Origin of the sequence: Methylocella silvestris (genome assembly GCF_002891535.1) — a bacterium.
In the GTDB taxonomy this organism is placed as follows: Bacteria; Pseudomonadota; Alphaproteobacteria; order Rhizobiales; family Beijerinckiaceae; genus Methylocapsa; species Methylocapsa silvestris_A.
In genome coordinates this window covers 46071-72540 of sequence record NZ_PDZR01000008.1, presented here as the reverse complement: position 1 = coordinate 72540, position 26470 = coordinate 46071, and the positions used below count along the sequence as shown (strand labels likewise).

The 26470-nt window shown below is 63.2% G+C and carries 23 protein-coding genes and 1 tRNA gene; 15 read left to right on the top strand and 9 right to left on the bottom strand.

Annotated elements, in window-relative coordinates; genetic code table 11:
- Positions 1–321: 321 nt before the first annotated feature.
- The 5 genes from CR492_RS09095 (at position 322) to CR492_RS09075 (ending at position 5341) form a co-directional block, all read left to right on the top strand.
- Positions 322–1749 (top strand): UbiA family prenyltransferase, encoded by a 1428-nt coding sequence (locus CR492_RS09095; RefSeq protein WP_245412027.1) that lies wholly within the window; start codon positions 322–324, stop codon positions 1747–1749.
- 8 nt (positions 1750–1757) lie between these two features.
- Positions 1758–2222, top strand: coding sequence for a GtrA family protein (locus tag CR492_RS09090; RefSeq protein WP_102843435.1), 465 nt, complete (start codon positions 1758–1760; stop codon positions 2220–2222).
- Positions 2213–3541 (top strand): FAD-binding oxidoreductase, encoded by a 1329-nt coding sequence (locus tag CR492_RS09085; RefSeq protein WP_102843434.1) that lies wholly within the window; start codon positions 2213–2215, stop codon positions 3539–3541. The genes CR492_RS09090 and CR492_RS09085 overlap by 10 nt, the downstream gene beginning before the upstream one ends.
- 17 nt (positions 3542–3558) lie before the next feature.
- Entirely contained in the window at positions 3559–4302 is a 744-nt protein-coding gene (locus CR492_RS09080; RefSeq protein ID WP_102843433.1) for an SDR family oxidoreductase, read from the top strand.
- 106 nt (positions 4303–4408) lie between these two features.
- On the top strand, positions 4409–5341 hold the full coding sequence (locus tag CR492_RS09075; RefSeq protein WP_102843432.1) for a ribose-phosphate pyrophosphokinase: 933 nt from the start codon (positions 4409–4411) through the stop codon (positions 5339–5341).
- A gap of 206 nt (positions 5342–5547) precedes the next feature.
- On the opposite strand, the gene CR492_RS09070 is transcribed toward CR492_RS09075, so the two are convergent.
- Both CR492_RS09070 and CR492_RS09065 read right to left on the bottom strand, forming a co-directional pair.
- A complete protein-coding gene (locus tag CR492_RS09070) occupies positions 5548–6153 on the bottom strand; it encodes a TetR/AcrR family transcriptional regulator (protein WP_102843431.1) in 606 nt (201 codons plus the stop codon).
- Between the two features lie 577 nt (positions 6154–6730).
- Positions 6731–7390 (bottom strand): Crp/Fnr family transcriptional regulator, encoded by a 660-nt coding sequence (locus CR492_RS09065; protein ID WP_245412026.1) that lies wholly within the window; start codon positions 7388–7390, stop codon positions 6731–6733.
- A 344-nt stretch (positions 7391–7734) separates the two neighbouring features.
- Between CR492_RS09065 and CR492_RS09060 the strand changes: the two genes are divergently transcribed.
- Positions 7735–7971, top strand: coding sequence for a hypothetical protein (locus CR492_RS09060; RefSeq protein WP_102843429.1), 237 nt, complete (start codon positions 7735–7737; stop codon positions 7969–7971).
- A 318-nt stretch (positions 7972–8289) separates the two neighbouring features.
- On the opposite strand, the gene CR492_RS09055 is transcribed toward CR492_RS09060, so the two are convergent.
- Positions 8290–8366: transfer RNA gene (locus CR492_RS09055), tRNA-Arg, on the bottom strand.
- A gap of 405 nt (positions 8367–8771) precedes the next feature.
- Here CR492_RS09055 and ffh point away from each other — a divergent pair.
- The 4 genes from ffh (at position 8772) to CR492_RS09030 (ending at position 13652) form a co-directional block, all read left to right on the top strand.
- On the top strand, positions 8772–10388 hold the full coding sequence (gene ffh, locus CR492_RS09045; protein WP_102843427.1) for a signal recognition particle protein: 1617 nt from the start codon (positions 8772–8774) through the stop codon (positions 10386–10388).
- Positions 10389–10459: 71 nt separating this feature from the next.
- Positions 10460–10834, top strand: coding sequence for a 30S ribosomal protein S16 (gene rpsP, locus CR492_RS09040; RefSeq protein WP_102843426.1), 375 nt, complete (start codon positions 10460–10462; stop codon positions 10832–10834).
- 100 nt (positions 10835–10934) lie between these two features.
- Positions 10935–11918 (top strand): asparaginase, encoded by a 984-nt coding sequence (locus tag CR492_RS09035; RefSeq protein WP_102843425.1) that lies wholly within the window; start codon positions 10935–10937, stop codon positions 11916–11918.
- A gap of 42 nt (positions 11919–11960) precedes the next feature.
- The gene (locus CR492_RS09030; protein ID WP_102843424.1) at positions 11961–13652 is read left to right on the top strand and encodes a SulP family inorganic anion transporter; all 1692 of its coding nucleotides are present in this window, start codon (positions 11961–11963) and stop codon (positions 13650–13652) included.
- Positions 13653–13670: 18 nt separating this feature from the next.
- Here CR492_RS09030 and CR492_RS09025 read toward each other — a convergent pair whose 3' ends face one another.
- The 5 genes from CR492_RS09025 to fabI all read right to left on the bottom strand — a co-directional run bounded on the left by CR492_RS09025 (position 13671) and on the right by fabI (position 20154).
- The gene (locus CR492_RS09025) at positions 13671–14195 is read right to left on the bottom strand and encodes a DUF4142 domain-containing protein (protein ID WP_102843511.1); all 525 of its coding nucleotides are present in this window, start codon (positions 14193–14195) and stop codon (positions 13671–13673) included.
- A gap of 149 nt (positions 14196–14344) precedes the next feature.
- Positions 14345–15559 (bottom strand): acetate/propionate family kinase, encoded by a 1215-nt coding sequence (locus CR492_RS09020; RefSeq protein ID WP_102843423.1) that lies wholly within the window; start codon positions 15557–15559, stop codon positions 14345–14347.
- A complete protein-coding gene (locus tag CR492_RS09015; RefSeq protein ID WP_102843422.1) occupies positions 15556–16968 on the bottom strand; it encodes a bifunctional enoyl-CoA hydratase/phosphate acetyltransferase in 1413 nt (470 codons plus the stop codon). Before CR492_RS09015 ends, CR492_RS09020 begins: the two co-directional genes overlap by 4 nt.
- The gene (locus CR492_RS09010) at positions 16965–19343 is read right to left on the bottom strand and encodes a DUF3141 domain-containing protein (RefSeq protein WP_102843510.1); all 2379 of its coding nucleotides are present in this window, start codon (positions 19341–19343) and stop codon (positions 16965–16967) included. Before CR492_RS09010 ends, CR492_RS09015 begins: the two co-directional genes overlap by 4 nt.
- Before the next feature lie 52 nt (positions 19344–19395).
- Complete coding sequence (gene fabI / locus CR492_RS09005) at positions 19396–20154, bottom strand: enoyl-ACP reductase FabI (protein WP_102843421.1); 759 nt, start codon at positions 20152–20154, stop codon at positions 19396–19398.
- 574 nt (positions 20155–20728) lie between these two features.
- On the opposite strand from fabI, the gene CR492_RS09000 reads away from it, so the two are divergent.
- From CR492_RS09000 to CR492_RS08980, 5 genes are all read left to right on the top strand, one after another.
- Positions 20729–22453, top strand: a complete 1725-nt coding sequence (locus tag CR492_RS09000; RefSeq protein WP_180982487.1) for an outer membrane protein — start codon at positions 20729–20731, stop codon at positions 22451–22453.
- 274 nt (positions 22454–22727) lie between these two features.
- A complete protein-coding gene (locus CR492_RS08995; protein ID WP_180982486.1) occupies positions 22728–23018 on the top strand; it encodes a hypothetical protein in 291 nt (96 codons plus the stop codon).
- Positions 23019–23287: 269 nt separating this feature from the next.
- Complete coding sequence (locus tag CR492_RS08990; RefSeq protein ID WP_102843419.1) at positions 23288–23923, top strand: TetR/AcrR family transcriptional regulator; 636 nt, start codon at positions 23288–23290, stop codon at positions 23921–23923.
- A gap of 132 nt (positions 23924–24055) precedes the next feature.
- On the top strand, positions 24056–24898 hold the full coding sequence (locus CR492_RS08985; RefSeq protein ID WP_102843418.1) for an aminotransferase class IV: 843 nt from the start codon (positions 24056–24058) through the stop codon (positions 24896–24898).
- On the top strand, positions 24895–25701 hold the full coding sequence (locus CR492_RS08980; protein ID WP_102843417.1) for a ComF family protein: 807 nt from the start codon (positions 24895–24897) through the stop codon (positions 25699–25701). Before CR492_RS08985 ends, CR492_RS08980 begins: the two co-directional genes overlap by 4 nt.
- A 106-nt stretch (positions 25702–25807) precedes the next feature.
- Here CR492_RS08980 and CR492_RS08975 read toward each other — a convergent pair whose 3' ends face one another.
- Positions 25808–26470 (bottom strand): 3-oxoacid CoA-transferase subunit B, encoded by a 663-nt coding sequence (locus CR492_RS08975; protein ID WP_102843416.1) that lies wholly within the window; start codon positions 26468–26470, stop codon positions 25808–25810.

Below are 26470 nucleotides of genomic sequence, written 5' to 3'. Positions count from 1 at the left end.
CTTTCATGGCGAGCTGGCTTGGTATTTGCTTCGTGGCCGGACAGCGCGGCGCGAGTTTTGTCGTGACGCATACCGTCGTAATCCTGTCGAAAGTTATCTCTAGAGCATGACGCCGAAAAGCAGATACCCGGTTTGACCTCTGCTCTGAAATATTGGGGATCGATAAGCTTCGTGATCTTGGATGGATTTCCTCCCAAATCAGCGTGATCTTGGACATTTCGACGTCCCGGCAGACATGGCCGCTCCCCGCAAAGGGGGCTGGCGTCGGCGCGGGCGCGAGTTTTTGGAGCAGCAATGTCATCAGCGGCAATAGATTCGACCTTGATCGGTGAAGCCTCCGGCCAGAAGCTTCCGCTCGTCGTCGACCTCGACGGGACGCTGATCAAATCCGATCTCCTGCTTGAATCCTTCTTTGCCAATGTTGGAAAAAATCCGGCCTCCGTTTTCGGCTTTTTGGCCGCCTTGCGTCATGGCAAGGCGCGCTTCAAGGATGCGCTCGCCCAGGGCGTCGATCTCGACGTCGCCAGCCTTCCTTACGATCAAAAGATCCTCGACCTGATCACGGCGGCGCGAAACGAAGGACGGCCGGTTTATCTCGCCTCCGCGAGCAACGCCAAATTTGTCGGCGCGGTCGCCGATCACCTCGGCCTGTTCACGGACTGGTTCGCCTCGGACGCCTCGACCAATAATTCAGCACACACGAAGGCGGAGTTTCTGGTCGGCAAATTCGGCGCGCATGGCTTCGACTATGTCGGCAACGACAAAGCCGATCTGCCGGTTTGGGCCGTCGCCTCGGGCCGAATTGGCGTCCGGACGGCGCCGGCTCTCAGCGGGCGGCTGGCGGCGCTTGGGGTCGAGGTGATCGAATCGCCGGCGCCGCAGCTTAAATCATGGATCAAACTGATCCGCGTGCACCAATACGCCAAGAACGGCCTCGTCTTCCTGCCGCTGCTGGCCGCGCATAAATTCGATCTTCTCTCGCTTTACCACTGCGTCCTCGCCGCGATCGCCTTTTCGCTGTGCGCCTCGAGCGTCTATATATTCAACGACCTCGTCGACCTTTCGGCCGACCGCGGCCATCCCAGCAAGAGACGGCGCCCGCTGGCCTCCGGCGCCATCCCGATCATGCGCGGCGTGATCGCCATGCCGGTGTTGTTCCTGGCCTCGATCGTCGTCGCGGCGCTCGTCTCATGGCAGTTCCTCGGCGTGCTTTTGTTCTATTTCGCCGTGACCAACGCCTACACATGCTGGCTCAAGACGAAGATGCTGATCGACGTCGTGGCGCTCGCGGCGCTCTATTCGCTGCGCGTCATTGGCGGCGCTGTCGCCATCAATGTGACAGCGTCGGAGTGGCTGATCGGCTTCTCGATGTTCATCTTCGCCTCGCTTGCCTTGATCAAGCGCTATATCGAGCTCGCCGTCCGCCTCGATAAGGAGCTGCCCGATCCGAGCAACCGCAATTACAAGCTGGGCGACATGCCGATCGTCGCCTCGCTCGCCGCCGCTTCCGGCTTCAACGCCGTCACCGTGTTCGCCCTCTATATCTCCTCGGACACGGTCCATTCCCTCTACCGGCATCCGCAGTTTCTCTGGCTGGTGTGCCCGATCCTCATGTATTGGATCAGCCGCATGGTGATGCTGGCGCACCGCCGCCTCGTGCATGACGATCCGATCGTCTTCGCCCTGAAGGATCGCGTCAGCTACGCCGCCGGCGCGGCGATTGCGCTCGTCGTTCTGGCCGCGATCTGACCAAGCCCATGACCAGCACGCCCGAAGCACGGCCGTCCGGCGGTCCGCGGCCTCACATCATTGCCATCCGCTACGGACTTTTCGCGGTCATCGCGGGCGCCATGAACCTTGGCGCGCAGGCGGTTACGTTCGCGATCGCGCCGATCCAGCCGCTGGCAATCTCGATCTTGGTCGGCACCGGCGTCGGCTTCGTCGTGAAATATTTGCTCGACAAGCGCTGGATCTTCTTTGACGACTACCACGGCGCCGCCGCCGAAACGCAGAAGGTTCTGCTGTACGGCGCCTTCAGCGTCGCCATGACGGCGATTTTCTGGGGCTTCGAGATCGCATTCCTCGCCATCTGGGGCACCAATTTCGCCAAATATGCCGGGGCGGTGATCGGGCTCGCGATCGGCAATTTCCTCAAATATCTGCTCGACCGCGGCATTACCTTTAATCCCGAGCGCATCCGGAAGGCGGCAAAATGGAGCTGACGGGATGGGGCCGCTTTCCGCGCTTCGAAACAAGGCTCTATGAGCCGTCGTCGCCCGAGGCGGCGGCGCGGCTGCAGCCGCTGCTTTCGGGCTTTGCGCCGCGCGGCAACGGCCGCGCCTATGGCGACGCCGCAATTGGTGTCACGGCCAGCATCCTCTCGCGTGGGCTTGGCCGCTTCCGCCATTTCGATCCCGCCGAACGGCGTCTCACCGTCGAATCCGGCGTGCTGCTCAGCGAGATCATCGACGCCTTCCTACCGCGGGGCTTTTTTCCGCCCGTCGTTCCGGGTACGCAGTTCGTCTCCGTCGGCGGCATGATCGCCTCTGACATTCACGGCAAGAACCATCATGGCGCGGGCGGCTTCGGCGATCATGTCGATGCGTTCGAGCTTGCCTTGCCGGGTGGCGAGATTCGGATCTGTTCGCCGGGCCAGAACGCCGATCTGTTCAAGGCGACCATCGGCGGCATGGGGCTGACCGGGACGATCCTGTCCGCGAGTTTCAAGCTCATTCCCGTCGAATCCGCCCTGATCGCCCAGGAAACCATCGTCGCACAAAATCTCGATGAGGCCATCGCGGCGCTGAGCGCGCATGAGGACTGGCCCTATTCGGCCGCCTGGATCGATTGCCTCGCGAGCGGCGCGGCGCTTGGGCGCTCGCTGATCTATCTCGGGCGGCACGCCAAGGCGGCCGATATCGCGGCGATCGATCCGCACCGGCGCCCCGCCGGAAAAAAACGCCCGCTCGGCGTTCCCATCGATCTGCCGGGCTTCACGCTCAATCGCCTCAGCGTCGCGGCCTTCAACGAACTCTATTTCCGCAAAGGCGCGAGCGCCGCCGGAAAACCCTTTCTGAACGGGATCGGCAGCTTCTTTTTCCCGCTCGACGGCGTGCTCAACTGGAACCGGATCTACGGCCGGCGCGGCTTTCTGCAGCATCAATGCGTCATCGGGACTGACGCCGCCGCCGGCGCGATCGCCGAGATTCTCGGCCGCTTCGCCAAGCGCGGCAACGCGTCTTTCCTCGCCGTCCTGAAGAAGCTCGGGCCGGCCGGCCGGGGCTATCTGTCCTTTCCCAAGCCCGGCTTCACCCTGGCGCTCGATCTTGCCATGGACCGCGGCGTGTTCGAATTTCTGGACGAGATCGACGACATCGTCGTCGCGGCGGGCGGGCGAATCTATCTCGCCAAGGACGCGCGCCAATCGCGCGCCACCTTCGAGGCCGGTTACCCGGAGCTTGACCGGTTTCGTGAGATCAGGCGAGAGATCGGCGCCGAGCGCGCCGTCGCCTCCCGCCTGTCCGATCGTTTGGGCATTTGAACAGGATCGCCGCACCCATGGATGAGCCGAAATTCCTTCTCGTTCTAGGCGGAGGCTCCGACATCGGCCGCGCCTGTGCGCTGCGCTTTGCGCAAGCTGGATGGCGCGTCACGCTCGCCGGCCGCGATCTTGCGCCGCTGAAGCGCGAGGCTGAAGACATCGCGACGCGCACCGGCGTCGCGATCACGACGTCATTCATTGACATCCTCGACACGCCTTCCTTCGCCGCCTTCGAGACAGGCCTCGGCGGATTGCCAGACGCGATTGTTTGCGTCGTCGGCCTGCTCGGCGACGCGCGCAGGGCGGAGACCGATCCAGCCCATGCAAGCCTCGTCATGCGCTCGAATTTCGAGGGACCGGCCCTTCTTCTTGGCCAGTTCGCCGAAGGATTTGCCGAGCGGGGCGAAGGCGTCATCGTCGGCGTCAGCTCGGTCGCCGGCGATCGCGGGCGCGCCTCGAACTATGTCTATGGCGCCGCCAAGGCCGGCCTGACCGCCTTTCTGTCAGGCCTGCGCAATCGCTTCGGCAAGACGAAGATTCGCGTCGTCACCGTCAAACCCGGTTTCGTCCGCACCAAGATGACGGCCGGCATGAAATTGCCGCCGCCCCTGACCGCCGAGCCGCAGGAAGTCGCCGAGGCGATTTATCGCGCGAGCGCAGTCAAGCCGCGCGACGTCATTTACGTGAAGCCCGTCTGGCGTCTGATTATGACCATCATCGGATCGATTCCCGAACCGATCTTCAAGCGACTGAAGCTTTGAGGCGATGCGGGCGCGACGCATTGGCCCATCGCCAGCTTTGCCATTGCGCGGGCGCGGGCGCGATGATTAAGAGAGGGCTGTTGCGGCTGGCGGGATCATTGCGCTCATGAAAATACTGGCGGGCAACTCCAATCGTCCTCTGGCCGAGGCGATCGCCGCCTATCTTGGCGTGCCCCTGACCAAATGTCAGGTGCGCCGCTTCGCCGACATGGAGATCTTTGTCGAGATCCAGGAAAACGTCCGCGGCCAGGACGCCTTCATCGTCCAGTCGACCTCCTATCCGACCAATGATCATCTGATGGAGGCCTTGATCATGACCGACGCGCTGCGCCGCGCCTCGGCCCGCCGCATCACCGCGGTCATTCCCTATTTCGGCTATGCGCGGCAGGACCGCAAGGCCGGCCCGCGCACGCCGATCTCGGCCAAGCTCGTCGCCAATCTGATCACGAGAGCCGGCGCCGACCGCGTCCTCACCGTCGATCTGCACGCCGGCCAGATCCAGGGCTTCTTCGACATCCCGACCGACAATCTGTTCGCCGCCCCGGTGCTGGTGCGCGACATCGAGGAGCGCCTGCCGAAGGGCAATCTGATGGTCGTCTCGCCCGACGTCGGCGGCGTCGTGCGGGCAAGGGCGCTCGCCAAGCGCATCGACGCGCCGCTCGCCATCGTCGACAAGCGGCGCGAGCGCGCCGGCGAATCCGAGGTGATGAACATCATCGGCGACGTCGCCGGCAAGGTCTGCATCCTGATCGACGACATCGTCGATTCCGGCGGCACGCTGTGCAACGCCGCCGACGCGCTGCGCGCCGAGGGCGCGATCGCGGTCTACGCCTATATCACCCACGGCGTGCTCTCCGGCGGCGCCGCCGCGCGCATCTCGGCCTCGAGTCTGAAAGAGCTGGTGCTGACGGACACGATCTCCTCGACGGAGGCGATCCGCGTTTCGAAAAATATCCGGATCGTCTCCGTCGCCCCGCTCATCGGCGAAGCCATCACACGAATCGCCAAGGAAGAAAGCGTCTCAAGCCTGTTCGACTGACGCGCCGATCCGTCCTCCGGCGAGAGCGGGCAATTTCGGGACGCGGCGTACGGGCGCGGACAAAGCCCCCCCGATAGAGCCGGCTGGAACGGCCGCCGCCTCTCCCTCCCCGCTACAATTGCGGCGATGCGGCGGGCACTAAAACAAAAGCCGATCTGACCGGACGGACTTTCGCCCTGATACCTTCAGCTTCGCGGGCGGATTCGCTAATCCGTGATGGCCGCTAAACAAAAATCCATCATTTGGTCCAGCGTTGGCGTCGTCTTCTTGCGGCGCTCGTCAATGAAACGAGGATGAGGGGGTCGAACGCAGGCGTTGTGCACGAGAATTGCGGCCAAATCGCTATCGTTGACGCGAAACTCACCCTCGCGGGCGCCTTGCGCTATGATCCCGGATAGCGATTTTTCGATTGTTTCAAGGTGATCGGCGGTGCTTGGCCAGTCTTCATCGAACGCGGCTTCGATCAGCTCATGCAATTTCTGGTCGAAAAGAAAGCGTCGCGCGTTGCTTTCCTCAATAGCGGTAATACACGCTCGCAGTCTTTGGCTCGCCGAGGCCTGGCTGTTGGCGATGTCGATGACGGACGCTTCTATTTCATGCAACAACCGTCGTCCAACGGCGTCGTTGATCTCCGCCTTCGTGGCAAAAAAGCGATAAACATTTGCTGGCGACATACGAAGCTGGCTGGCAATGTCCTTGATTGTTGTTTTCTGAAATCCAACCCGGCTAAATAATGTCAATGCTGTGTCAATAATTGCCACGCGCGTGTCATCTTGCGCGCGCCGCGCAGCGAATTGCGCTGAATGTCCCATTTGCGACTCCGAAGAGATAGTTCAACCACATGGATATCTCTTGACGCGCCGTGATGGTTAGCGACCGTCGCCATCATGAAGTGTCCTGAAAGAATCTCTTTCATATCGCCAAATTGACACGTCTTTGCGAAGCAGAACAGCAAAAACTTTCCGTTGCGCGCCATTGGCTCTTTTAACGGAGAGTAGACAGGATTATAAGATGAGAAAAATGTCTATGAAGCGCTTCGTAGTGAAATAAGTTGTTTTAGAAAAGTACATAATATTGCAAAATTGATGACGGCATCAATATATTTTTGCCAGATCATTTATTTATAATACTTTTAGCGCTATATATTGCTCGCATCAGAGCAGAGCCTTCCGGCCAAATCAATAATCCATGAGACATCTGTTTATTAAAAACATCTGTTAATATACGTTTTTTATCACTGATTTATCTGATTGATTTTTGTCTCAGAACAAGCAGATATGGCAGAATTGTAGCCCAGAGAAGAAATCTGTTCTTACGTGTAAAAACCTCGACTTGGGCGTTTTCGCCGGAGCAGGCGTCCCCAAGCTTGCGCCAGCTTTCGAAAGCGCGTCAGGCGTGTTCCCTCGTCAACCCGGGCTTGATCAGACCCGGCGTCCAGCCCGTCAGATGCTGGTAGTGCAAATTGATCGCGTCGTAGCACTCGCAAGCAGCCGTGCGGATCCCCGCCACGTCGCGAATCTGAATTTGGCCTCTTCGATAACTGATCAAACCCGCGGTCTGAAGGCGGAGAGCCGCCAATGTGACGCTGCTGCGCTGAACGCCCAGCATCTCGGCCAGCGACTCATGCGTCAGCGGCAAGCTGTCGCTCTGGATCAAGTCCCGCAGCTGCAACAGCCAGCGGCAGAACCGCGCCTCTAATTCATGCACGTTGTTGCATACCGCGACCTGCTGCACATGCGCGAATATCGCTTGTTCGTGGGCCGCGAACGATTTGCGAAGCGTCCCGCTTCGATCCGCCAGGCCTTTGAGATCCGACCGCTCGCCGACCATTCCCGAACCTTTGACGAGGCCTATTGCCTGATTGAGCGCGACGGAACCGTCCAGCAATGTACTGGCGCCGATCACGGTATTTCTGCCAAACATCCCCGCTTCGACAAAATGTCCCGTGCTTACGCCCACAACAAGCGAAACGACGCCGCTGGAGGGGAAGTAAATGCGATTGATTATGTCCTCGGCTCGGAAGAATACGGCTCCGAGGGGCAAATCCATCGGCCTCAAAAGAGAACGCACGGATTCGCTGTCTTGCGACGACAGGGACGCGAGAAAATGATTAGCCGAGTTCGATAAAGGCACAATGGCTCTCCGCAACCGAATGGAAGGGGAGCACAGGAATGTCTCTCAGCCGCCGGGAATTAAAAGAACTGCTGCCAACGATGAAAGGACAATAACACCAAACGGCGTCGGCTGCGACTCAACATAATTCCATCGCTCTGTCGTGAACCAGACGGACGGTAATCCAAAAAGGGCGTATTAATATTCGTCAATAGTCAGAGTTCTTGGCAAGATTAATAATTTTCGGTTGGCGCATGCAGTGAACGAGGAAATGTGAACCGATGGATAGTCATACGCTTTCGCTTTTGAGTGAAGTTTTCCAGCAAGTGGAAGCGAAGCTTTCGCATGAAGGCCTGACCGAGGAAGTTAAGCTTGGCCTTGCGACCCGGATTCTCATTGTGGCTCAAACCGGGGAGCGAGATCCAAAGCGCTTGCTGACGGCGGCGCTTTATTGGGCAAAAACGCGCAGAAGCGACATTGGGGCGGCCACATTCGCCTTTGCCGATACAGAAGCCTAAGCACAGATCCCGCGCCGCCAGGGGCCGCCGGACGTAGGCCATCATCCCGCGAGCCGGTCTCTCTGAGGCTGCGCCCTGAGTTCAAAAGCCGTAAATTGCGGGCGCCGGCAGCGATTCAACCGGCCAGGCGGGTAAAAAGCGCGGCATCTCTGCGAATGTCGCCCGGCCAAGATGCAGCGGGACAGCCGCAGCAACGCCAGCGCCTCGGCGAGCGACGCCCTAACCACCACCGGCATTGCCGCAATCTGCATGAAGGGCGTATCGCTGCCCCGGAATAACGCCGATCAGAACAGCAACAGGCCAGTGCATTGATTGAACTGGCGTCCCGGAAGGGATTCGAACCCCTGACCTACGGTTTAGGAAACCGTTGCTCTATCCTGCTGAGCTACCGGGACCCGGCTTTGCCGCGGGCTGTGGCGAGATCGATTTATCATGTTCCGGCCGGCCGGCAAATGGCGCCGCGCCGCGCGTTCTTGACTTTCAGGGCGCAGCGCTTCAAAAAAGGCGGTCTGTCTTTCCCAAGACGGCATGTTTTCGCATCAGTCGGCCGCTCGGAGGCGGCCGGCGAACGTCCGGCAGCGCGTTGCGCCCCCGGGCGCGTTTTGTGTTGGCCGCGACAATAGCCCGGCGCAAGCCACGCCGGCTCCGCGGATCCGGGCAGACGGGCCAGGGCGTGACCGGCGCGGTTGTTGTCGCTCCCGTCGGCGGCCCGCCAAAAGACGCCGGGACCTAGGCCCCGGCCTCATGTTTGACAATCGGTTCGGGCGCAAGGCGCGCTGCGAACTTTTGAGGATGACCGCATGTTCGAAGGGCTTTCTGAAAAGCTCTCATCCATATTCGATTCCCTGACGCGACGCGGCGCGCTGTCGGAGGAGGACGTCAATCTTGCGTTGCGTGAGGTTCGCCGGGCGTTGCTCGAGGCCGACGTCGCGCTCGACGTCGTGCGCTCCTTCGTCGACAAGGTGCGCGCGCGGGCGGTCGGGGCGAATGTCGTCAAATCGGTGACGCCCGGCCAGATGGTCGTCAAGATCGTCAATGACGTGCTGATCGAGACGCTTGGCTCCGACGCCGAGCCGATCAATCTCGACGCCGCCGCCCCCGTCGCCATCATGATGGTCGGCCTTCAGGGCGCCGGCAAGACGACGACCGCCGCCAAGATCGCCAAGCGGCTCAAGGAGCAGATGGGCCGCAAGGTTCTGATGGCCTCGCTCGACGTCAAGCGTCCGGCGGCGCAGGAGCAGCTCGCCGTGCTCGGACGTCAGGTCGGCGTCGATACGCTGCCGATCATCGCCGGCCAGACGCCCGTGCAGATCGCCATCCGGGCCGAGCAGGCAGGGCGCCTGCAGGGCTATGACGTGGTGCTGTTCGACACTGCCGGGCGCACCCACATCGACGAAGCGCTGATGCAGGAGATGGTCGAGATCAAGGCGGCCTCGCGCCCGCATGAGATCCTGCTCGTCGCCGACAGCCTCACCGGCCAGGACGCCGTTCATCTGGCGAAAAACTTCGACGACCGCGTCGGCATCACCGGCATCGTCCTGACCCGCGTCGACGGCGATGGCCGCGGCGGCGCGGCGCTGTCGATGCGCGCCGTCACCGGCAAGCCGATCAAGCTCATCGGCTCCGGCGAAAAAATGGATGCGCTCGAGGATTTCCATCCCTCGCGCATCGCCAACCGCATCCTCGGCATGGGCGATATCGTCTCGCTCGTCGAGAAGGCGGCGCAGACCATCGACGCCGAGAAGGCGCAGCGCATCGCCGACCGCATGCGCAAGGGCAAGTTCGACCTCGAGGACCTCTCCGACCAGCTGGCGCAGGTGGAAAAGATCGGCGGCCTCGGCGGCATCATGGGCATGCTGCCCGGCATGGGCAAGATCAAGGATCAACTCGCCGCCGCCCATCTCGACGACCGCATCATCACGCGCCAGCGCGCCATTATCTTCTCGATGACGCCACAGGAGCGGCGCAACCCCGACATTCTGAAAGCCTCGCGAAAGAAGCGCATTGCGGCGGGCTCCGGCATGAAGGTCGAGGACGTCAACAAGCTTCTAAAGCAGCATCGCCAGATGGCCGACCTCATGAAATCCATGGGCGGCATGAAGCGCGGCGGCGGCGCCATGGGCAAGATGGCTTCGATGTTCGGCCTTCCGGCCGGCGGCATGGGCGGAGCGATGGGCGGCATGCCGCAGCCCTCGCCGGAGCAGATCGCCTCGCTGCAAAAGCAGTTTGGATCGGCGCCTGGAGCATTTTCGGGCGGCAGCCCGGCGCCGCAGCTCGCGCCGCCTCCGGCCGCGCCGAAGCCGCCCGGATCAAATCTTCCCGGACTCGGCGCAGGGCCGGCCAAACTGCCGGGCCTTGGCGGCGGCGCCAGCGGCGGATTTTTGAGCGGGCTCAACCCGTTCGGAAAAAAGAAATGAGCGCGGCCGGCAGAAGCCGGCTTTGACTCTTCGATGAACCACACTGAACCAACTTTTGGAGAACCAATAAAATGCCATTGAAAATTCGTCTGTCGCGCGGCGGCGCCAAGAAGCGCCCGTTCTATCGCGTGGTCGTCGCCGACTCGCGCATGCCGCGCGACGGCCGCTTCATCGAGCGTCTCGGCGTGTTCGATCCGCTGAAGGCCAAGGATTCCGCCGAGCGCGTGGTGCTTGACGCGGAAAAGGCCAAGGAGTGGATCGCCAAGGGCGCGCAGCCAACCGATCGCGTCGCCCGCCTGCTCGACGGGCTCGGCGTTCTGACCCGCGAAGCGCAGGAGAACCCGAAGAAGGCTCTCCCGAAGAAGAAGGCGCAGGAGCGTGCCGCCGCATCCGCCGCCGCGGCCGAGAAGGCAGCAGCGGCCGCAGCGGCCGCCCCGGAGGCGTGACCCTCGGCGCACGAAAGGGAAGCGGCTTCTCGAAGCCGCGTCTTTCTTCACCCGCGCCAGTGCGGCCGCGACGTCTCAAGCAAGGCGCCTCTTTTTGCAGATGCCGCAGCGACCGCGCGTAATCATCCTCTCCACCGGCGGCACCATCGCCATGCTTGCGCGCGGCTCGGAAGCGGGCGCGCTGCGGCTTGGCGCGCAGGCGCTTGCCGCCGCCGTTCCGCAGCTCGAAGCCATCGCAGATTGCGAGACGCGCGACATTCTCGCCAAGCCGTCGGCGAGCCTGACCGTCGCCGACCAGGCGATGATCGCCGCAGCCGCTGTCGCCGCCGCGCAATCGGCCGACGGGATCGTCATCACCCACGGCACCGATACGCTGGAGGAGACGGCTTTCGCGCTCGCGCTGCTGACCCGCATTGAGACGCCGATCGTGCTGACCGCCGCCATGCGGCGCGCGGACCAGCCCGGCGCGGACGGCCCGGCCAATCTTCTCGCCGCCGTTCGGGTCGCAGCGTCCAACGCCGCCCGCGGCGCCGGCGTTCTCGTCGTGATCGACGATGAGATCCACGCGGGCCCCCTCATCCGCAAGTCGCACAGCTTTCGCACCCACGCGTTTTCGTCGGCGCCCTTCGGTCCGATCGGCTATGTCGCCGAGGACCGCGTTCGTTTTGCCCTTGTCCCGGCCGCCCCGATGCCCCTTATGCATTTTGGCGGAAGTCGGCTGCCCATCGCGCCAATCATCGAAGCCGGCCCCGGCCTTGAGCCCGAAACCGTCGCGGCGCTTGCGGCGGGAGGATTCGATGGGGTCGTACTCAGCCTGCCGGGCGCGGGCCATGTCGCAGCCGAGGCCGCGCCCGATCTCGGCCGCCTCGCCGAACGCCTGCCAGTCGTCTTTGCAAGCCGCACGGGCGCCGGCGAGACGCTCCGCGCCTCCTACGGTTATGCGGGCGGCGAGATCGATCTGATCGCACGGGGTCTCATCCCTGCCGGATGGCTCGACGCGCGCAAGGCGCGCGTTGCGCTTCAGCTGGCGCTGGCGCAGGGCGCCGACCTCGCGCAAACGCGCGAGATTTTTAGCCGGTTCTGAACGCGCCGGCGGCGAGACGCCGTAATTGCAAAAGGACGCCCCATGGGGTTGAAGCTGTTTGCCGGGCTAAAGCTGTTTGGCGGCCTTGGCCCGTTCAATGCGGGGTCCCTGGCGCGCGACATGCTGGCCGGCGTCTCGCTCGCGACGATCAATATTCCGCAGGTGCTCGGCTATACGCGCATCGCACAAACGCCGGTCGTCGCCGGCCTTTACACGGTGCTTCTCCCGCTTGTCGCCTTCGCCATTTTCGGCTCGTCGCGGCAGCTCGTGGTGTCGGCGGATTCGGCCACCGCCGCGATCTTCTCGAATTCGCTCAGCCCCCTCGCCGCGCCGATGAGCGAAAAATATATGGCGCTGGTCGCCCTGACAGCCTTGCTCGCCGCGGGTCTTCTGCTTGCGGCGCGGCTGTTCCGGCTGGGGTTTCTCGCCGATTTTCTATCGCGAACCGTGCTTGTCGGATTTCTGACGGGCGTCGGCGCACAGGTCGCGATCGCCATGCTCCCGGACATGTTCGGGGTTGCAGCGCCCGCCGGCGGCGCGCTCCGGCAACTCTGGCGGCTTGCGCCGCGCCTGGCGGACATCAGCGGTTCGAGCCTCGCGCTTGCCGGCGCGACGCTCGCGGCGATCCTGCTCGGCCGGCGCCTCTTACCCCGCTTTCCCGTCGCGATGATCGCGGTCCTCGCGGCGATCGCGGCCAGTTGGCGATTCAACTTCGCCGGGCACGGCGTCGCCCTGATCGGCCCGGTGCCTGGCGGACTGCCGGCCCTTGCCCTCCCGCCTGTCAGCCTTGACGACATATCGGTCGTCGCGCCGGTCGCCGCGACCTGCGTCTTCGTGATTATCGCGCAGAGCGCCGCCACCGCCCGCGCCTTCGCGGAGCGGCATCATCAACGGATCGACGTGAACGCGGATATTCTCGGTCTTGCCGCAGCGAACGCTGCAGCCGGCCTCAGCGGCGCTTTCGTCGTCAACGGCAGTCCGACGCAAACCGCCATGGCCGAGCGGGCCGGCGCGCACAGCCAATTCGCCCAGCTGACCTTCGCGGCGATCGTCCTTCTGGTGCTGCTGTTTGCGACGGGCTCGCTGCAATATCTGCCGCGTTGCGTGCTTGCGGGCGTCGTCTTCACCATAGCAGTCGGCATGATCGATCTCCAAACGCTCCGCGCCATACGCCGCGAAAGTCCGGGCGAATTCGGGCTCGCCGTCGTGACGGCGGCGACTGTCGTCGCGATCGGCGTCGAGGCCGGCATTCTGATCGCGATCACGCTATCTCTGTTCCGGCATGTAGGTCACAGTTACAAGCCGCACAGGATGGTGCTGACGCCAGATACAAACGGCTGGTGGGAGCCTATCGAAGCCCTGCCAGGCAGCCAGACCGAGCCGGGACTGATCGTCTACCGCTTCGGCTCCGATTTGTTTTACGCCAATGACCACATCTTTGTGGACGAGGTGAAAACTCTGATCGACGCCGCGCCCGACAAGGTGCGCTGGCTGATCGTCGACGCCGGCGCGATCAGCGACATCGATTATTCGGCGGCAGCGACGCTGCGCGATTTTCTGGGCGAGCTAGCCGCTTCCGGCGTCACAGTGGTGTTCGGTCGCGTCCGGTCGTATCTACAGGCCGACTTCGATCGGCACGGCGTCACCGCTGCGTTGGGCGAGGGGCGAATTTTCCGCACGCTGCATGAAGCGTTGACGGCGGCGCGCGGCGGTTCGCCGCCGCCCATCCAATAGATCGGGCGCCGCCGCGCGTCAAAGCTTCTCCGCTATATCGAGATGAGCGCGCAATTCCGGCAGCGTGGTCGCCGCCCATTGTTTCACCGAATCATTGTCGCCGGCCTTGGCGTAGCGGTCAAACAGATCGACCGCCGCCTTATGCGCCTTGACCTGTTCATCCTTGTAGCTCTTCGTAAAATCCCCGCCAGAAAGCTTCTTGAGATCGTCGAGCTTGCCCTCGTGGGATTTATCGAGTCCGGCTGGCAACTCCACTTTCAGGCCGCGTTCGCTGACCAGAGATTTAAGCTGCTGCGAGGTCTTCTCGTGAGCCGAGATCATATGATTGGCGAAGGCGGTTGCGGCGACGTCGCCCTTTTCCTTGGCGAGTCTGCTTGATTCGATTTCAAACATGTCGCTGATCGCGACCTGACGAACAAAATCCGACGTGCTCGGGCTTACGCCCAAGACCGAGTTGATTCCGGTCTTCTCGGCCAAAGACTCTGCATTGGCGAAGCTCGTGAAGGCGATCAGCGCCGCCCCGACCATTATGGCGCGTTTCATGATTGCTCCCTTTTTCCGCAAAGGATTGTCATGGCGCCACAACCCCGCCGCTTCGCACGGGTTCCACCTCGAAACGCAGGTTGTTGTCTATCGGAATATGCGAGCCGCCGCGCCTAAGTTCGAGCGGAGGCGCGGCTTTTCCGCCCTTTTCAGGCAGCAGCCATCCGATCCAGCAGCGCCAAAGTGTGTCTTGCGATCATGCCTTCTTCATTCGTTGGAATGACGAAGACTCTCGTGCGCGAACGCTCGGAGGAGATGACTTCCGCATTGGCGCTGTTGGCGTTGCGGTCGAGCTCGACGCCGATCCACTCCATGCCCTCAAGCACGCGCTCGCGCACATGGCGGGAATGCTCGCCGATGCCGCCGCAGAACACGATCGCGTCGATCCCCTCGAGCACGGCGGCAAGGCCGCCAAGCTCACGGCGGATGCGGAAGACGAAATATTCGATCGCCTGCTGCGCATCGACGCTGTCTGACGCCTCAAGCTCGCGCATGTCGTGGGAGAGGCCGGAGAGGCCTTTGAGGCCTGATTCACGATAAAGGAGATCGGTGATCTCAGCCGCGCTCATCTTCTTTTCCTGCATCAGATAGAGCACGACGCCAGGGTCGAGCTGACCGCAGCGCGTTCCCATCGGCAGGCCGTCGAGCGCGGTAAATCCCATCGAGCTTGCAACCGACAGCCCATCGCGGATCGCGCACATCGAGGCGCCATTGCCAAGATGGGCGACGACGACGCGTCCGGCCGCGTGATAGGGCGCGATTTCGCGCAGGCGCCGGACGATATATTCATAGGAAAGCCCATGAAAGCCGTAGCGCCGCACGCCCTCGTCGTAAAAACGGCGCGGCAGAGCGAAGACGTCGTTGACGAAGGGGTGCGTGCGATGGAACGCCGTATCGAAACAGGCGACCTGTTCGAGATGGGGCCAGGCTTCGCGCGCGCCGAGAATGCCCGCTATATTATAAGGCTCATGCAAAGGCGCGAGCGGGATCAGCGTGTGCAGATATTTCAGCACCTCGTCGGTGACGACGACAGGCGCGGAGTAATCGACGCCGCCATGGACGACGCGATGCCCCGCGGCGACGACATTGGCGTCCGGGAAGGCGCTCTGGCGCCAGGCGAGGATGCGCCGCAGAGCCTCGGCATGGAACGGCGCCTCGACCTGTTCGGTTCGCTTGACTTCGTAGATCTTTGCGCCGGCGCCGTCGTGGACGGCAATGCGGCGCTCCTCGCCAACCATCTCGGCAAGCCCGATCGCGAGGGGCTGTAGCTCTTTTGCCTTCCCCTCTTGCGCCAGAACTTCCTCAAAGAGAGCGAATTTGATCGAGGACGACCCGGCATTGAGGGTCATGACGCAGCGGCTCATCTGCCGCCCTCCGCGTCCGGCGCGACCGCGCTCTTGCCGGTCTCGAGCCAATGCGCGTAGAGCATGGCGACGGCGCAGGAAAACAGCCGCGAAGCCTCGTCGTCGGCCCGGCTCGTGAGCAGCACGGGAACTTTGGCGCCGATCACCAACCCGGCGCCCTCGGCCTGCGCGGCATAGGTCAGCTCCTTGGCGAGGATGTTGCCCGATTCGAGGTTGGGCGCGACGAGAATGTCGGCGCGCCCGGCGACCAGCGAGGTCAGCCCCTTGGTCCGCGCGGCGGAAACGCTGATGGCGTTGTCCATGGCGAGCGGCCCGTCGACCACGCCGCCGGTGATCTGTCCGCGTTCGCTCATTTTCGAGAGCGCCGCCGCATCGAGCGTCGATTGAATTTTGGGGTTGACCAGTTCGACGGCCGACAGAATGCCAACCTTCGGCTTCTGGAGGCCAAGCGCGAGGCCAAGGTCGATCGCATTTTGCACGATGTCGACTTTTTCCTCGAGCGTCGGGGCGATGTTGATCGCTGCGTCGGTAACTAGGATCAGCTGCGACAGGGTCGGCGCATCCATGACGAAAACATGGCTGATGCGCCGTCCGGTGCGAAGCCCGCCCTGCGACTTCACGACATGGCGCAGCAATTCATCGCTGTGCAGATGTCCCTTCATCACGGCTTTCGCCTTGCCCAGATGGACGAGTTCGACGGCGCGCGCCGCCGCCGCGTCATGGCTCGGCAGATTCTCGATCTCGACGCCGGTCAGATCGGCGCCAAGGCTTAGCGCCAGCGCCCGGATCTTCGCCTCATCGCCGATCAGGATCGGGACGATCAAATGATCCCTTCCGCCGGCGAGCGCGCCGAGCAGCGCGTTCTCTTCCTCGGGCGCAACAACCGCCGTCGGCATCGCCGGCAGATTGGCGCAGGCCGCCAGTAGACGCTGCACGTGCCGATGGCGCTCGACCCGCAATTCCGGCAGTTCGACGAGCTCGAATGTTTCCTTGGTCTCAGGCGCGCGGACCTCGGCCGTCCCGTCGACAATGAGTTCTCCGGCCCGCTCGACCTTCGTCGCCAGCACAACGGTCGCCGGCGGCCGCAGCGCCTCGACCCGCACCGATATCGTCAGCTTGTCGCCGACCCGGGCTCTGGCATGGAAACGCAGGTTCTGCGTCTCATAGATCGTGCCAGGCCCTGGCAGCAGATTGCCGAGAACGGCGGAAAACAGCGAGGCGACCCACATCGAGGGAGCCGCCGGCGGGTCGGCGGGGGCGCACTCGCCCGGCGCCGGCGGCAAATTGAGCGGGTTGAGATTGCCGCTCACATGCGCGAACACATAAAGATCGTCCGGCGTGACGATGCGCGTGATCGTCGCCTCGTCGCCGGCCGCAAGCTCCGCGTAAAGCCGGTTCGAATAGGTCATTGCAGCGCCTCGATCGTGTCACGCTGGCGGAACAATGGCGTCAAATCGCTTCTCACCCGGGCGCCGTCGTCGGGCGCGCCCAGCTGCTGGCGCAGCCGCGCATACATGGCGACGGTCGGTTCGCTCATTTCCCTGACCTCGCCAACGATGTCCTTGACGAGATCGAGCGCGCGCCGGCGATCGGCTTCATAAGGCAGAAGATCGGGCAAGGTCGCCAAAGCCGCCTCCGGCTCGAAGTCGATAATCAGCGTTTGCTCATGGATGATCCGCGTGCGCTCGCTCTCGCCAAGGCTCTTGAACGGCTCGGCATTCTGCAGCGTGGCGTTGGAGCGTTCGAGGCGGGTCTGGCGCACCTCCCCGCGCGAACGCGCGAGCAGGATCAGCATGCGGATGACCGCCTCGGCAAAGCCGCCGCGCGAGAGATTCGTCAGCGCTTCGCGCACAAGCGGCAGTTCGCGCAGACTATCGGCCGGATCGCTCGCGGCCGGCGAGCGGTCGCGGTCCGTCAGGCGGGACAGCAGCGGATTGGAATAAATCGCGAAGAAGGCGAGTTCGTCGAACGCGCCGCGCAGATCGCTCCAGAAATTCATCGATTGTTCGATCATCGCCGCGGTCAATTTTTCGGTGGCGAAGAAGGGGTTGTCGGCTGCAACGGGTTTGCGCGCCTGCCGCGCCGCGGCGGCGAGCGGCGCAACAAGCGGCATGACGGGATTTCGGTCCGACAGAATGGCGCGGCGAGCGCGCAGCGGATGCGCCCGCGCCATCATCTGCGCCGAGGCCGGCGTCGCCAGGGCCTGGATGGTGGGCCGAAGCAGCATTTCGTAAAGATCGACGCCGAATTCGGAGATCCGCGCGACCGCGGCGAAAGCCTGATCCTCGTCGCCATCGTCATAGGCGTCGAGATCGGCGAGGGTGCGCTCCTCGAAACCGACGAGATAGCTTGGCTCGGAAGCGTCCGAGACGAGCTTTTCGATCTGCATTTCATAGAGGCCCGGCGCCAGCGCCTCGATCGCATCGAGGGTCGAGACGATGCGGTCGTGCTCCTTCAGCGCCACCTTGGCGGAAACGAAGATGCCGAGATGACCGATATCCTCATGCACGATGTAGAGAATCTTCTGTCCGCGCGCTCGTATCTCGCGTTCGTCGCCATAGACTTTGGCGATCCAGGCGAGCGCCTGAGGCGGCGGCGTGATGTCGTCGCCCTTGCTCGCGAAGATGATGATCGGCGATTTGATCTGCCGCAAATCCACCGCGCCACGGCCGCCGAGCACAGCGTCGCCGCGCTCCAGTTTGTCGCCGATGAAGAGATTTTCGACGATCCAGCGAATTTCCGCTTCGTTCATGTCATAAAATGACGACCACCATTTCTCGAACGCCTTGAAGCGAGGCCCCTCGCTGTCGACATTCGCGAAGACGTTGTAATATTTGGTCCACCATGTATTGCCGGGATTCATCGATTCGAAGTTGAGGACGAGATTGGCGCCGTCGAAACGGCCATTGCCAAGATCCGACAAAAGCAGAACCGGCATGGCGCCGCCCTTGAGCCCGCCCTTGTAGCGGAGCGGATTTTTACCGCGTTCGCCGGCCCAATAGCTGAGCGGCGCGCCATTGAGCACGATCGGACCGGTGACATAGGGGTTCGAGGCGGCGACGAGCGCGGCGGCCCAGCCGCCCTGACAATTGCCGAGAATCGCCGGCTTGTCGGCGCCAGGATGACGCCGCGATACTTCCCGCACGAACAGGCCTTCGGCGGCGCAAACATCGGCGAGAGTCTGGCCGGGCTCTGGATCAGGAAAGAAAATCACGAAATAGACGGCGTGACCGTGCGCGAGGGCGACGCCGACTTCGCTGTCGAGCTTGAAGCCGCCGATGCCGGGGCCGTGTCCGGCGCGCGGGTCGATGATCATGAAGGGCCGGCGCATCGGATCGACCGGCGTTCCCTGCGGCGGAATGATGCGGACGAGCGCATAATTCACCGGCCGGCTCATCTGGCGGCCGTCGAGCGCCATTTCATAATCATAGACGAGCACGGGCGTGCGCTCGCCCGCCATCTGCTCGTTGAACGCATTGCCGACATCGCGCATGATGTCGAGAAACAACACGGATCGTTGCGCGAAATCGACCGCATATTCGTTCCAGGCGCGCAACAGCTTGGCGCCGTCGCGGCGTTGCGACCAGATCTCGCGCAGTTTGGCCGCGTTTTCCTTGCGCGCCTGCCCTTGCGTCGTCCCGATGCGTGCGAAATGGCCGGAGCGCAGCTTTTGCAGCGATTGCGACAGCGCCGTGACATCACTCAGGCGGCGGCTCAGGCTTTCGCTTTTCTGGGCGAGGCCGAGACGCTCCAGCGTCGCGGCGGATTGCGCTATAGGCTTCATCGGACGGTCCTTAATCATTGCATCGGATATGGGCGCGGCGGCAGGCCGAAACTCAGGCGACGATATTGAGGCCCGCATCAACATAGATGGTGTCGCCGGTCATGCCCGAGGAAGCGCCGCTCACAAGAAAGGCGACGACGCGTCCGACCTCGGCGATATCGACGATCCTTCGGCTCGGGGCGCGCTCGATGGCGTCGTCGATCAAGCCCTTGAATTCGGCGATCCCGCTCGAGGCGCGCGTCCGCAGCGGTCCGGGCGAAACCGCAAAGACGCGGATGCGCTGCGGACCGAGTTCGGCGGCCAGATAGCGCACGCTGGCCTCGAGCGCCGCCTTGACCGGTCCCATCATATTGTAATTATGAACGACCTTGTCGGCGCCGTGATAGGTCATCGTCAGCAGCGCGCCGCCGTCCGTCATCAGGGGCTCGGCGAGCTTAGCCATGGCGATGAAGGAATGACAGGACACCGTCATCGCCTGCTGGAAGCCCGCGAGCGAGCAGTCGACGACGCGGCCGTGCAGATCCTCGCGCGGGGCGAAGGCGATCGAATGAATAAGGAAGTCGAGGCGGCCCCATTTGCCATTGACCTGCTCGAACGCCGCCTCCATCTGCCCGGGCGCCTCGACGTCAAGCGGCAGGATAAGCTCCGCGCCGATCCCCTCCGCCAGCGGCCGGACAAAATGTTCGGCCTTTTCATTGAGATAGGTAACGGCGATATCAGCCCCGAGCTGGCGCAGGGCGGTGGCGCAGCCATAGGCGATGCTCTCTGCATTGGCGACGCCAACGATCAGCCCCTTGCGCCCGCGCAGCATGTCGCCGATGCGCGTGGCAGGATCCCAGATCGGCGGCGGGCAATCGTGGCTGGGGGAAGGCTCTGACACAGACGCCTCTATGAGAAAGTGCGCGACGCCGCAGCGCCGCTTCTCCTCTTCATAGACGAAATCTTATCGCAAAATTATGACGCAGCGCAACATAAGCAGCTGTCCCCGCCAAGCCAGCGCCCCGGGGCCGATTGAAGCCTGGGGGCGAGCGCGGGCTGGCCTGAATGCAAACGCGCCGCCGGCGGAGTTCGGGCCTTGCTGCGCAACCGGCCGACCGGATGGGCGGAAAGGAAAGGAGTTTCGCTTCGTCCATGCCGGCTCCCATCGCCCTGTCGAAAGCCTCCTGGCGCGACCAGCGATGACGCCTGAAGCTCCGATGCGCCATCCCGCAAGCCTGATTTGCGGAGAGCAAAAGCGACGCGACCGCCATCCTGTTGCGGATAAGGCACGTCAACGATTAATCCGGCCTCTTTCGCGCCTGACGCATGACGTCGCGGCGCCAAGACACGATAATTGCCAAATCGGCGGACACTTGATCAGGCCGATCGGGATAAGGAAACGCCACGTGATTTCCCTAAGCGCCAAGTTTCACAACGCGCGAGCGCTATTGGCCGCCGGCTGCGCCTGCCTCGCAGCGCCGGCTTTCGCCGCCGATCTCGCTCCGCCGCCGCCGGTCTTTACCTGGAGCGGCCTCTATATCGGCTTTAATTTCGGTTACGCCGTTCCTGCCAGCACCTCGTTCAACACATCAGCCGTCGATCTTGGCGATTCGTCGGCGGTCATTCCGCACCTTTGGGGCGCGGCTGCCGCGGCCGGAGCGACAGGCGCGGTCGGCGCGCGTCTCAATGGTTTCATGTCGGGCGGCCAGCTTGGCTACAACTGGCAGTTCGGCGATCGCTGGATCGCCGGCGTCGAGACGGACATCGCCGCCGGCGGCGTGCGCGGCGGCGGCGGCTTTACCACGGTGACGCCGGCTGCCGTCCCGCCCTTCAACGTAGCCACCAGCGTCAGCGTCAACCGCACGCTGGAATATCTCGGCACCGTGCGCGGGCGCCTCGGTTACGCCGTCACGCCGACGATCATGGCCTATGTCACTGGCGGTCTCGCCTATGGCGGCCTTTCGACAGCGACGACAGTCAGACAGTCGTTCAACCCGTCGGTGTTTCCGTCAGCGGCGGCGCAGAGCGACTTTTTTAGCAACCGCTTCGGCTGGACCATCGGCGGCGGCGGCGAGATGGCGCTGACCGACGCGATGTCAGCCAAATTCGAAGCGCTCTACTACAATCTCGGCTCCGCCAACACGAGCGGCGTTCCATTGATCCATAGCGCGCTGATCGGCGACGGCGTGGTTGGCACGGGGATCTCGACTTCGACCCGCTTTCAGGGCGTCATGATCCGCGGCGGCCTCAATTATCGCTTCGTCGGCAGCGCGCCCACAGCGTCCGGCGCCGCGCCAACGCTTCCCGCGCCGCAATTCGTCGCGCTGACGCCGCCGGCCTTCGCCGACTGGCATGTGACGGTGATGCCCTATTTGTGGGCGCTCTCGCTCAACGGCACGACCACCGCGCATGGCGAGCAGATCGGCGCCAATGTCAGCTTCCCCGATCTTTTGACCAAATCCAGCTCGCCACCGCTCGAGGCCGCCGCCCATATCGAGGCGCGCAACGGCCCGCTCTCCATCTTTGCCGATTATGTCTGGGCGCAGGTGCGCGCCTCGGGTTCAATCCTCGCCCAGCGCACGCCGGTGACCGGCCTCACTCTTGCCGCCGACGGGACCGGGCATCTAAAATTCAACGCGAGAGCAATCCTCGAAGGCGGCGGCGCTTATGAGGTTCTCCGCTGGGACGGGCCGTCAGGCTCCTCTACCGCAATCGACGCCATCGCCGGCGCGCGATACTGGAACATGCGCACAAACGTGTCGCTCGACATTGTCGGAGCGGCCAACATCCCGGCGCTGGGGCTGACCCAGATCGGACGCCAGGCGCTCGCTGATTCCGGCGAACTCGCCTGGGTCGATCCGCTGGTCGGCCTGCGCCTGCGCCAGGAACTGGCCTCGGGCGACGAATTCCAGCTCAAGGGCGACATTGGCGGCTTCGGCGTCGGCAGCAAGATCAGCTGGCAGACGGTTGGCGGCTACGTCCACAACTTCCAGTTCTACGGCTTCAATTGCCAGAGCATGATCGGCTATCGCGCCCTCGAGGTCGATTATGCGAAGGGCAGCGGCGTTGGCCAGAGCGGCATCAATATCGTCCTCCACGGCCCGATCGCCGGAATCGGCCTGCGGTTCTAGAAGTCCATTTTTCCAGTCGCGCTTGCCCGAGGCGCCTCTTCATTATTGATCCGTGTAACCGGTCCTGGATCTGTGCAAATGCAACAGATCCGAACGTAATAATCCCGAAATACGGCCTCGCCAGCACGCGCCGCGCCGCCGTTTCCTTCTTGCGCGTAGCCTTCGCGGAGGCGGCATTCAAACAGGAATAACGCCATCTTGCGCGAAGCGGGGGTGGCGCCAGACCTGCTTGCGGTTATGATCTGATCAGAAATTTAACGTCCGGGTGCAGAGAATGCTGACCACAGGCTATCAACTTGCCGCCGCGCGGGCGCTGATCGGCATGGATCAGGCGACGCTGGCCAGATTGGCGAAGGTCGGCGAGGAGACGATCGCGACCATGGAAGCCGCCGGGGACGGCGCGATCGCGGGGCGTCCCGAGGCTCTCGCGGCGGTTCAGCGCACGCTTGAGGCGGCCGGCGTCGCGTTTCTCGGCGAGGGTTCTCCGGGCGTCCGTTTGCAGAACGGGTCGCAAAAAGGCGGCTCGATCGACGTCGAGGATCTGACCAGCGAAAACGACGAATAGAGCTGCCGCGAACGCTTCCGTCTCCTGCTCCCGTCGCCGCCCGCTCGAGGCGCCGCGGATGCGCATGCCGGGTTGCGCCGCGTCATTCGTCCGCGCCAACCATATGACAAGCGGCCAAGCACACCCTCTGCGCCTGATTTCTTGCACGGCGGCTTTTTTGCGCGCCGGAACGAGTTTGCGCTTTGCCGATGCAGATATTATTAATATCATCTTATGTAGTGAATTTTGATTCGAATATTGCGCTGCAACCAATTTGCTGTGAGGATTGAATGTCAAGATATGAGAAAGGTCATAAGGCGGATACGCATCGCCGCGTCGTGGAGATCGCCGCGCAGCGGTTTCGCGCGGAGGGGGTCGACTGCGTCGGCGTCGCCTCGCTCATGGCCGACGCGGGCCTGACCCATGGCGGCTTCTACGCCCATTTCGCCTCGAAGGAAGCCCTGGTCAAGGAAGCGCTAATTCTCGCGCTCAGCTCCTCCTCTGTCTATGCGAAAGACGCGACCGCCGTCCCTGCTTCGCCGCTCGATTTGCGCGCCTATATCGATTTCTACCTATCCCCACCGCACCGCGACAAGCCGGCGACCGGCTGCGCCATGGCGGCCCTCGCGCCCGAGGTGACGCGCCGTCCAAAAGCGACGCGAACCGCATTCGGCAAGGAGCTGCAGCGCCTCATCGCCCGGATTTCGACAGGCCTGCCGGAAAAAAAATCTCCCGAAGAGCGCCTCGCTTTGGCCTATGGGATCTTCGCCCAATTGATGGGAAGCCTGCAGCTTTCCCGCGTCATTGCCGACAAAGCGCTTTCTGATCAGGTTCTGACGCTTGGCCGCAACAACGCGCTCGCTTTCGCCGGTCTCGCGCAACAGCCGGCGGCAGAAAAGCAGGCTGTGGTCTCAAAAAAGCGCTGAACCGGCAGTCGGGGCCGCTCGCGCCAACACAACAGGGCGTATTTTTCCCTGTCAATGATCTGGATCATATTTTGGAGATGCGACCCTTGAGACCAGCGTTCGCGCGCGGCGCCCGTCGAACAAGGCCGCATGATGTACTGGCTTGACGGCGTCCTTTACCCGCAAAGCCGCGCGCCCTTCGATCTCGGCGATCGTGGCCTGACGCTCGGCGACGGCGTATTCGATACGGCGCTCGTGCTGAACGGCCGCGTGTTCCTTGAGGAGGCGCATCTTGCGCGTCTCCTGAACGCCCTGCGCGAACTCGACATCGCCGCCGATGAAACATCCATCCGCCAATGTATCGGCGCGCTCGCGCCCCGCGGCGACCGGCATGTGCTGCGCGTCACCGTCACGCGCGGCGCGGGGTTGCGCGGCCTTGTTCCCGCAGGCGTTCAGAAGCCGGTGATCTTTGGCGCGCTTTCGCCCTTCACGCCGGGATTCTTCGGGCCGCCACTTGCGATCGACGTCGCCGAAATCCGGCGCAATGAAACCTCGCCGACCTCGCGCCTGAAAACGCTCTCCTATCTCGACGCCATCCTCGCCATGAGGGCCGCAGCCGCGCGCGGCTGCAATGAGGCGCTGTTTCTCAACGGCGCCGGACGCGTCGCCTGCGCCTCGATCGGCAATCTGTTCGCGCTCCATGGCGACGAGCTTGCCACCCCGCCGCTCGCCGACGGCGCGCTGCCTGGAATCATCCGCGGCTTTCTGCTGGAGCGGGCGCCGGCGCTCGGCCTCGACTGCCGGGAACGCGCCCTGACCCTTGAAGAGTTTTGCTCCGCCGACGCCGCCTTCATGACCAACAGTCTGCGCCTGATCGCGCCCATCGAGCGGATCGGCGCCGTTGCAATTGGTTGGAAAGGCGCCAAAATCGTCGAAGCGTTGCAGGAACTGCTGCGGCGCGCTATCGCCGCCGAATGCGGGGCCGAAGTCCGATGATGCGCGCGCGCCGCGCCGGCGATCCCTTCACTGAGGCGGCCGCCATGCTGCGCTCGGCCTTCACCTTGATCGCGCCGCCGCTGCGCGGCGCAGCGCGCGCCGCTGCCGACCTTGTATTTCCGCCGTCCTGCCTCAGTTGCCGGCAGGCGACCGCAGCGCATGGCTCGCTCTGCGCCACATGCTGGGCGAAAGTGCGCTTCATCGAACGGCCGTTTTGCGAACGTCTCGGCGTGCCCTTTGCCTTCGATCTCGGCGGCGAAGGCCTGCTGTCGCCCGACGCCGTGGCGAACCCGCCGGTCTATGAACGCGCCCGCGCCGTCGCGCAATTCGAGGACGGCCCAGTCCGTCATCTCATCCACCGATTGAAATATGGCGACCGGATGGAGCTCGCTAAGCCGCTCGGAGCCTGGATGGCGCGCGCCGGCGTCGATATTCTCAACGAGGCCGACGGCCTGATGCCGATCCCGCTGCATCGCGGGCGCCTGTTTTCGCGACGCTTCAATCAGGCGCAGGCGCTGGCGCAGGCGGTCTCGGCGGCGAGCGGCGTGCCGGTCGATCCGCTCAGCCTCATGCGCGTGAAGCCGACAGCGTCGCAGGTCCGCCTCACCAAGTCGCAGCGGGCGATCAACATGCAGGGCGCTTTTCGCGTCCGGGGGGACATGATCGCACGGGTCGAAGGCCGCGCCATCGTGCTGGTCGACGACGTCATGACCTCGGGGGCGACGGTGAACGCCGCCGCCCGCGCGCTGCTGCGCGCCAAGGCAAAACGCGTCGACGTTCTGGTGTTCGCGCGGGTGATCTAGAGCCTTTTCACAATTCATGGAATCGTGAAAAGGCTCTATCTATTTGTTTCAACGCATTTTCTTATCGCAAAAGTCTGCAACTTTTGCGGAAAATGCTCTAGAAGAGCTACGCCGCCTTGACCTCAAGGTCGGGCGCGACGGTGAATTTGGCTTCTGTCTTGGCCTTGATCTCGTCGACCGTAACGCCGTCGGCGAGCCGCATCAGCACCATGCCGGTTCCACCCGCCTTGTCGATGTCGAATACGGCAAGATCGCTGATTACGCGATCGACGACGGCCGAGCCCGTCAGCGGCAGCGTGCAATGATGCAGCAGCTTCGACTGCCCCTTGGCGGTGTGCTCCATGACGACGACGACGCGCTTGACGCCGGCGACAAGGTCCATCGCGCCGCCCATCCCCTTCACCATCTTGCCGGGGATCATCCAATTGGCGAGATCGCCCTTTTCGGTGACCTCCATCGCGCCGAGGATGGCGAGATCGATATGGCCGCCGCGGATCATGCCAAAACTGTCGGCGGAGGAGAAAAAGCTGGTCGTCGCCAGTTCCGTGATGGTCTGCTTGCCGGCGTTGATGAGATCGGGGTCTTCCTCCCCCTCAAAAGGGAAGGGGCCCATGCCAAGCATGCCGTTTTCGCTCTGCAACTGCACATTCATGCCGGCCGGAATATAATTGGCGACGAGCGTCGGAATGCCGATGCCGAGATTGACATAAAAACCGTCGCGCAATTCCTTGGCGGCCTCGGCCGCCATCTGATCCCTCGTCCAGGCCAT

Bases quoted from the DNA above. Each gene is read 5' to 3' on its own strand.
- CR492_RS09025 (WP_102843511.1), bottom strand. From the start codon at position 14,195: ATGAAACGCGCCATAATGGTCGGGGCGGCGCTGATCGCCTTCACGAGC.
- CR492_RS09060 (WP_102843429.1), top strand. From the start codon at position 7,735: ATGGATAGTCATACGCTTTCGCTTTTGAGTGAAGTTTTCCAGCAAGTG.
- CR492_RS09065 (WP_245412026.1), bottom strand. From the start codon at position 7,390: ATGGATTTGCCCCTCGGAGCCGTATTCTTCCGAGCCGAGGACATAATC.
- ffh (WP_102843427.1), top strand. From the start codon at position 8,772: ATGTTCGAAGGGCTTTCTGAAAAGCTCTCATCCATATTCGATTCCCTG.
- CR492_RS08980 (WP_102843417.1), top strand. From the start codon at position 24,895: ATGATGCGCGCGCGCCGCGCCGGCGATCCCTTCACTGAGGCGGCCGCC.
- CR492_RS09075 (WP_102843432.1), top strand. From the start codon at position 4,409: ATGAAAATACTGGCGGGCAACTCCAATCGTCCTCTGGCCGAGGCGATC.
- CR492_RS09080 (WP_102843433.1), top strand. From the start codon at position 3,559: ATGGATGAGCCGAAATTCCTTCTCGTTCTAGGCGGAGGCTCCGACATC.
- CR492_RS09010 (WP_102843510.1), bottom strand. From the start codon at position 19,343: ATGAAGCCTATAGCGCAATCCGCCGCGACGCTGGAGCGTCTCGGCCTC.
- CR492_RS09015 (WP_102843422.1), bottom strand. From the start codon at position 16,968: ATGACCTATTCGAACCGGCTTTACGCGGAGCTTGCGGCCGGCGACGAG.
- CR492_RS09070 (WP_102843431.1), bottom strand. From the start codon at position 6,153: ATGGGACATTCAGCGCAATTCGCTGCGCGGCGCGCGCAAGATGACACG.
- CR492_RS08985 (WP_102843418.1), top strand. From the start codon at position 24,056: ATGTACTGGCTTGACGGCGTCCTTTACCCGCAAAGCCGCGCGCCCTTC.
- rpsP (WP_102843426.1), top strand. From the start codon at position 10,460: ATGCCATTGAAAATTCGTCTGTCGCGCGGCGGCGCCAAGAAGCGCCCG.
- CR492_RS08975 (WP_102843416.1), bottom strand. From the start codon at position 26,470: ATGGCCTGGACGAGGGATCAGATGGCGGCCGAGGCCGCCAAGGAATTG.
- CR492_RS09085 (WP_102843434.1), top strand. From the start codon at position 2,213: ATGGAGCTGACGGGATGGGGCCGCTTTCCGCGCTTCGAAACAAGGCTC.
- fabI (WP_102843421.1), bottom strand. From the start codon at position 20,154: ATGCTGCGCGGGCGCAAGGGGCTGATCGTTGGCGTCGCCAATGCAGAG.
- CR492_RS09020 (WP_102843423.1), bottom strand. From the start codon at position 15,559: ATGAGCCGCTGCGTCATGACCCTCAATGCCGGGTCGTCCTCGATCAAA.
- CR492_RS08995 (WP_180982486.1), top strand. From the start codon at position 22,728: ATGCTGACCACAGGCTATCAACTTGCCGCCGCGCGGGCGCTGATCGGC.
- CR492_RS09030 (WP_102843424.1), top strand. From the start codon at position 11,961: ATGGGGTTGAAGCTGTTTGCCGGGCTAAAGCTGTTTGGCGGCCTTGGC.
- CR492_RS09090 (WP_102843435.1), top strand. From the start codon at position 1,758: ATGACCAGCACGCCCGAAGCACGGCCGTCCGGCGGTCCGCGGCCTCAC.
- CR492_RS09035 (WP_102843425.1), top strand. From the start codon at position 10,935: ATGCCGCAGCGACCGCGCGTAATCATCCTCTCCACCGGCGGCACCATC.
- CR492_RS08990 (WP_102843419.1), top strand. From the start codon at position 23,288: ATGTCAAGATATGAGAAAGGTCATAAGGCGGATACGCATCGCCGCGTC.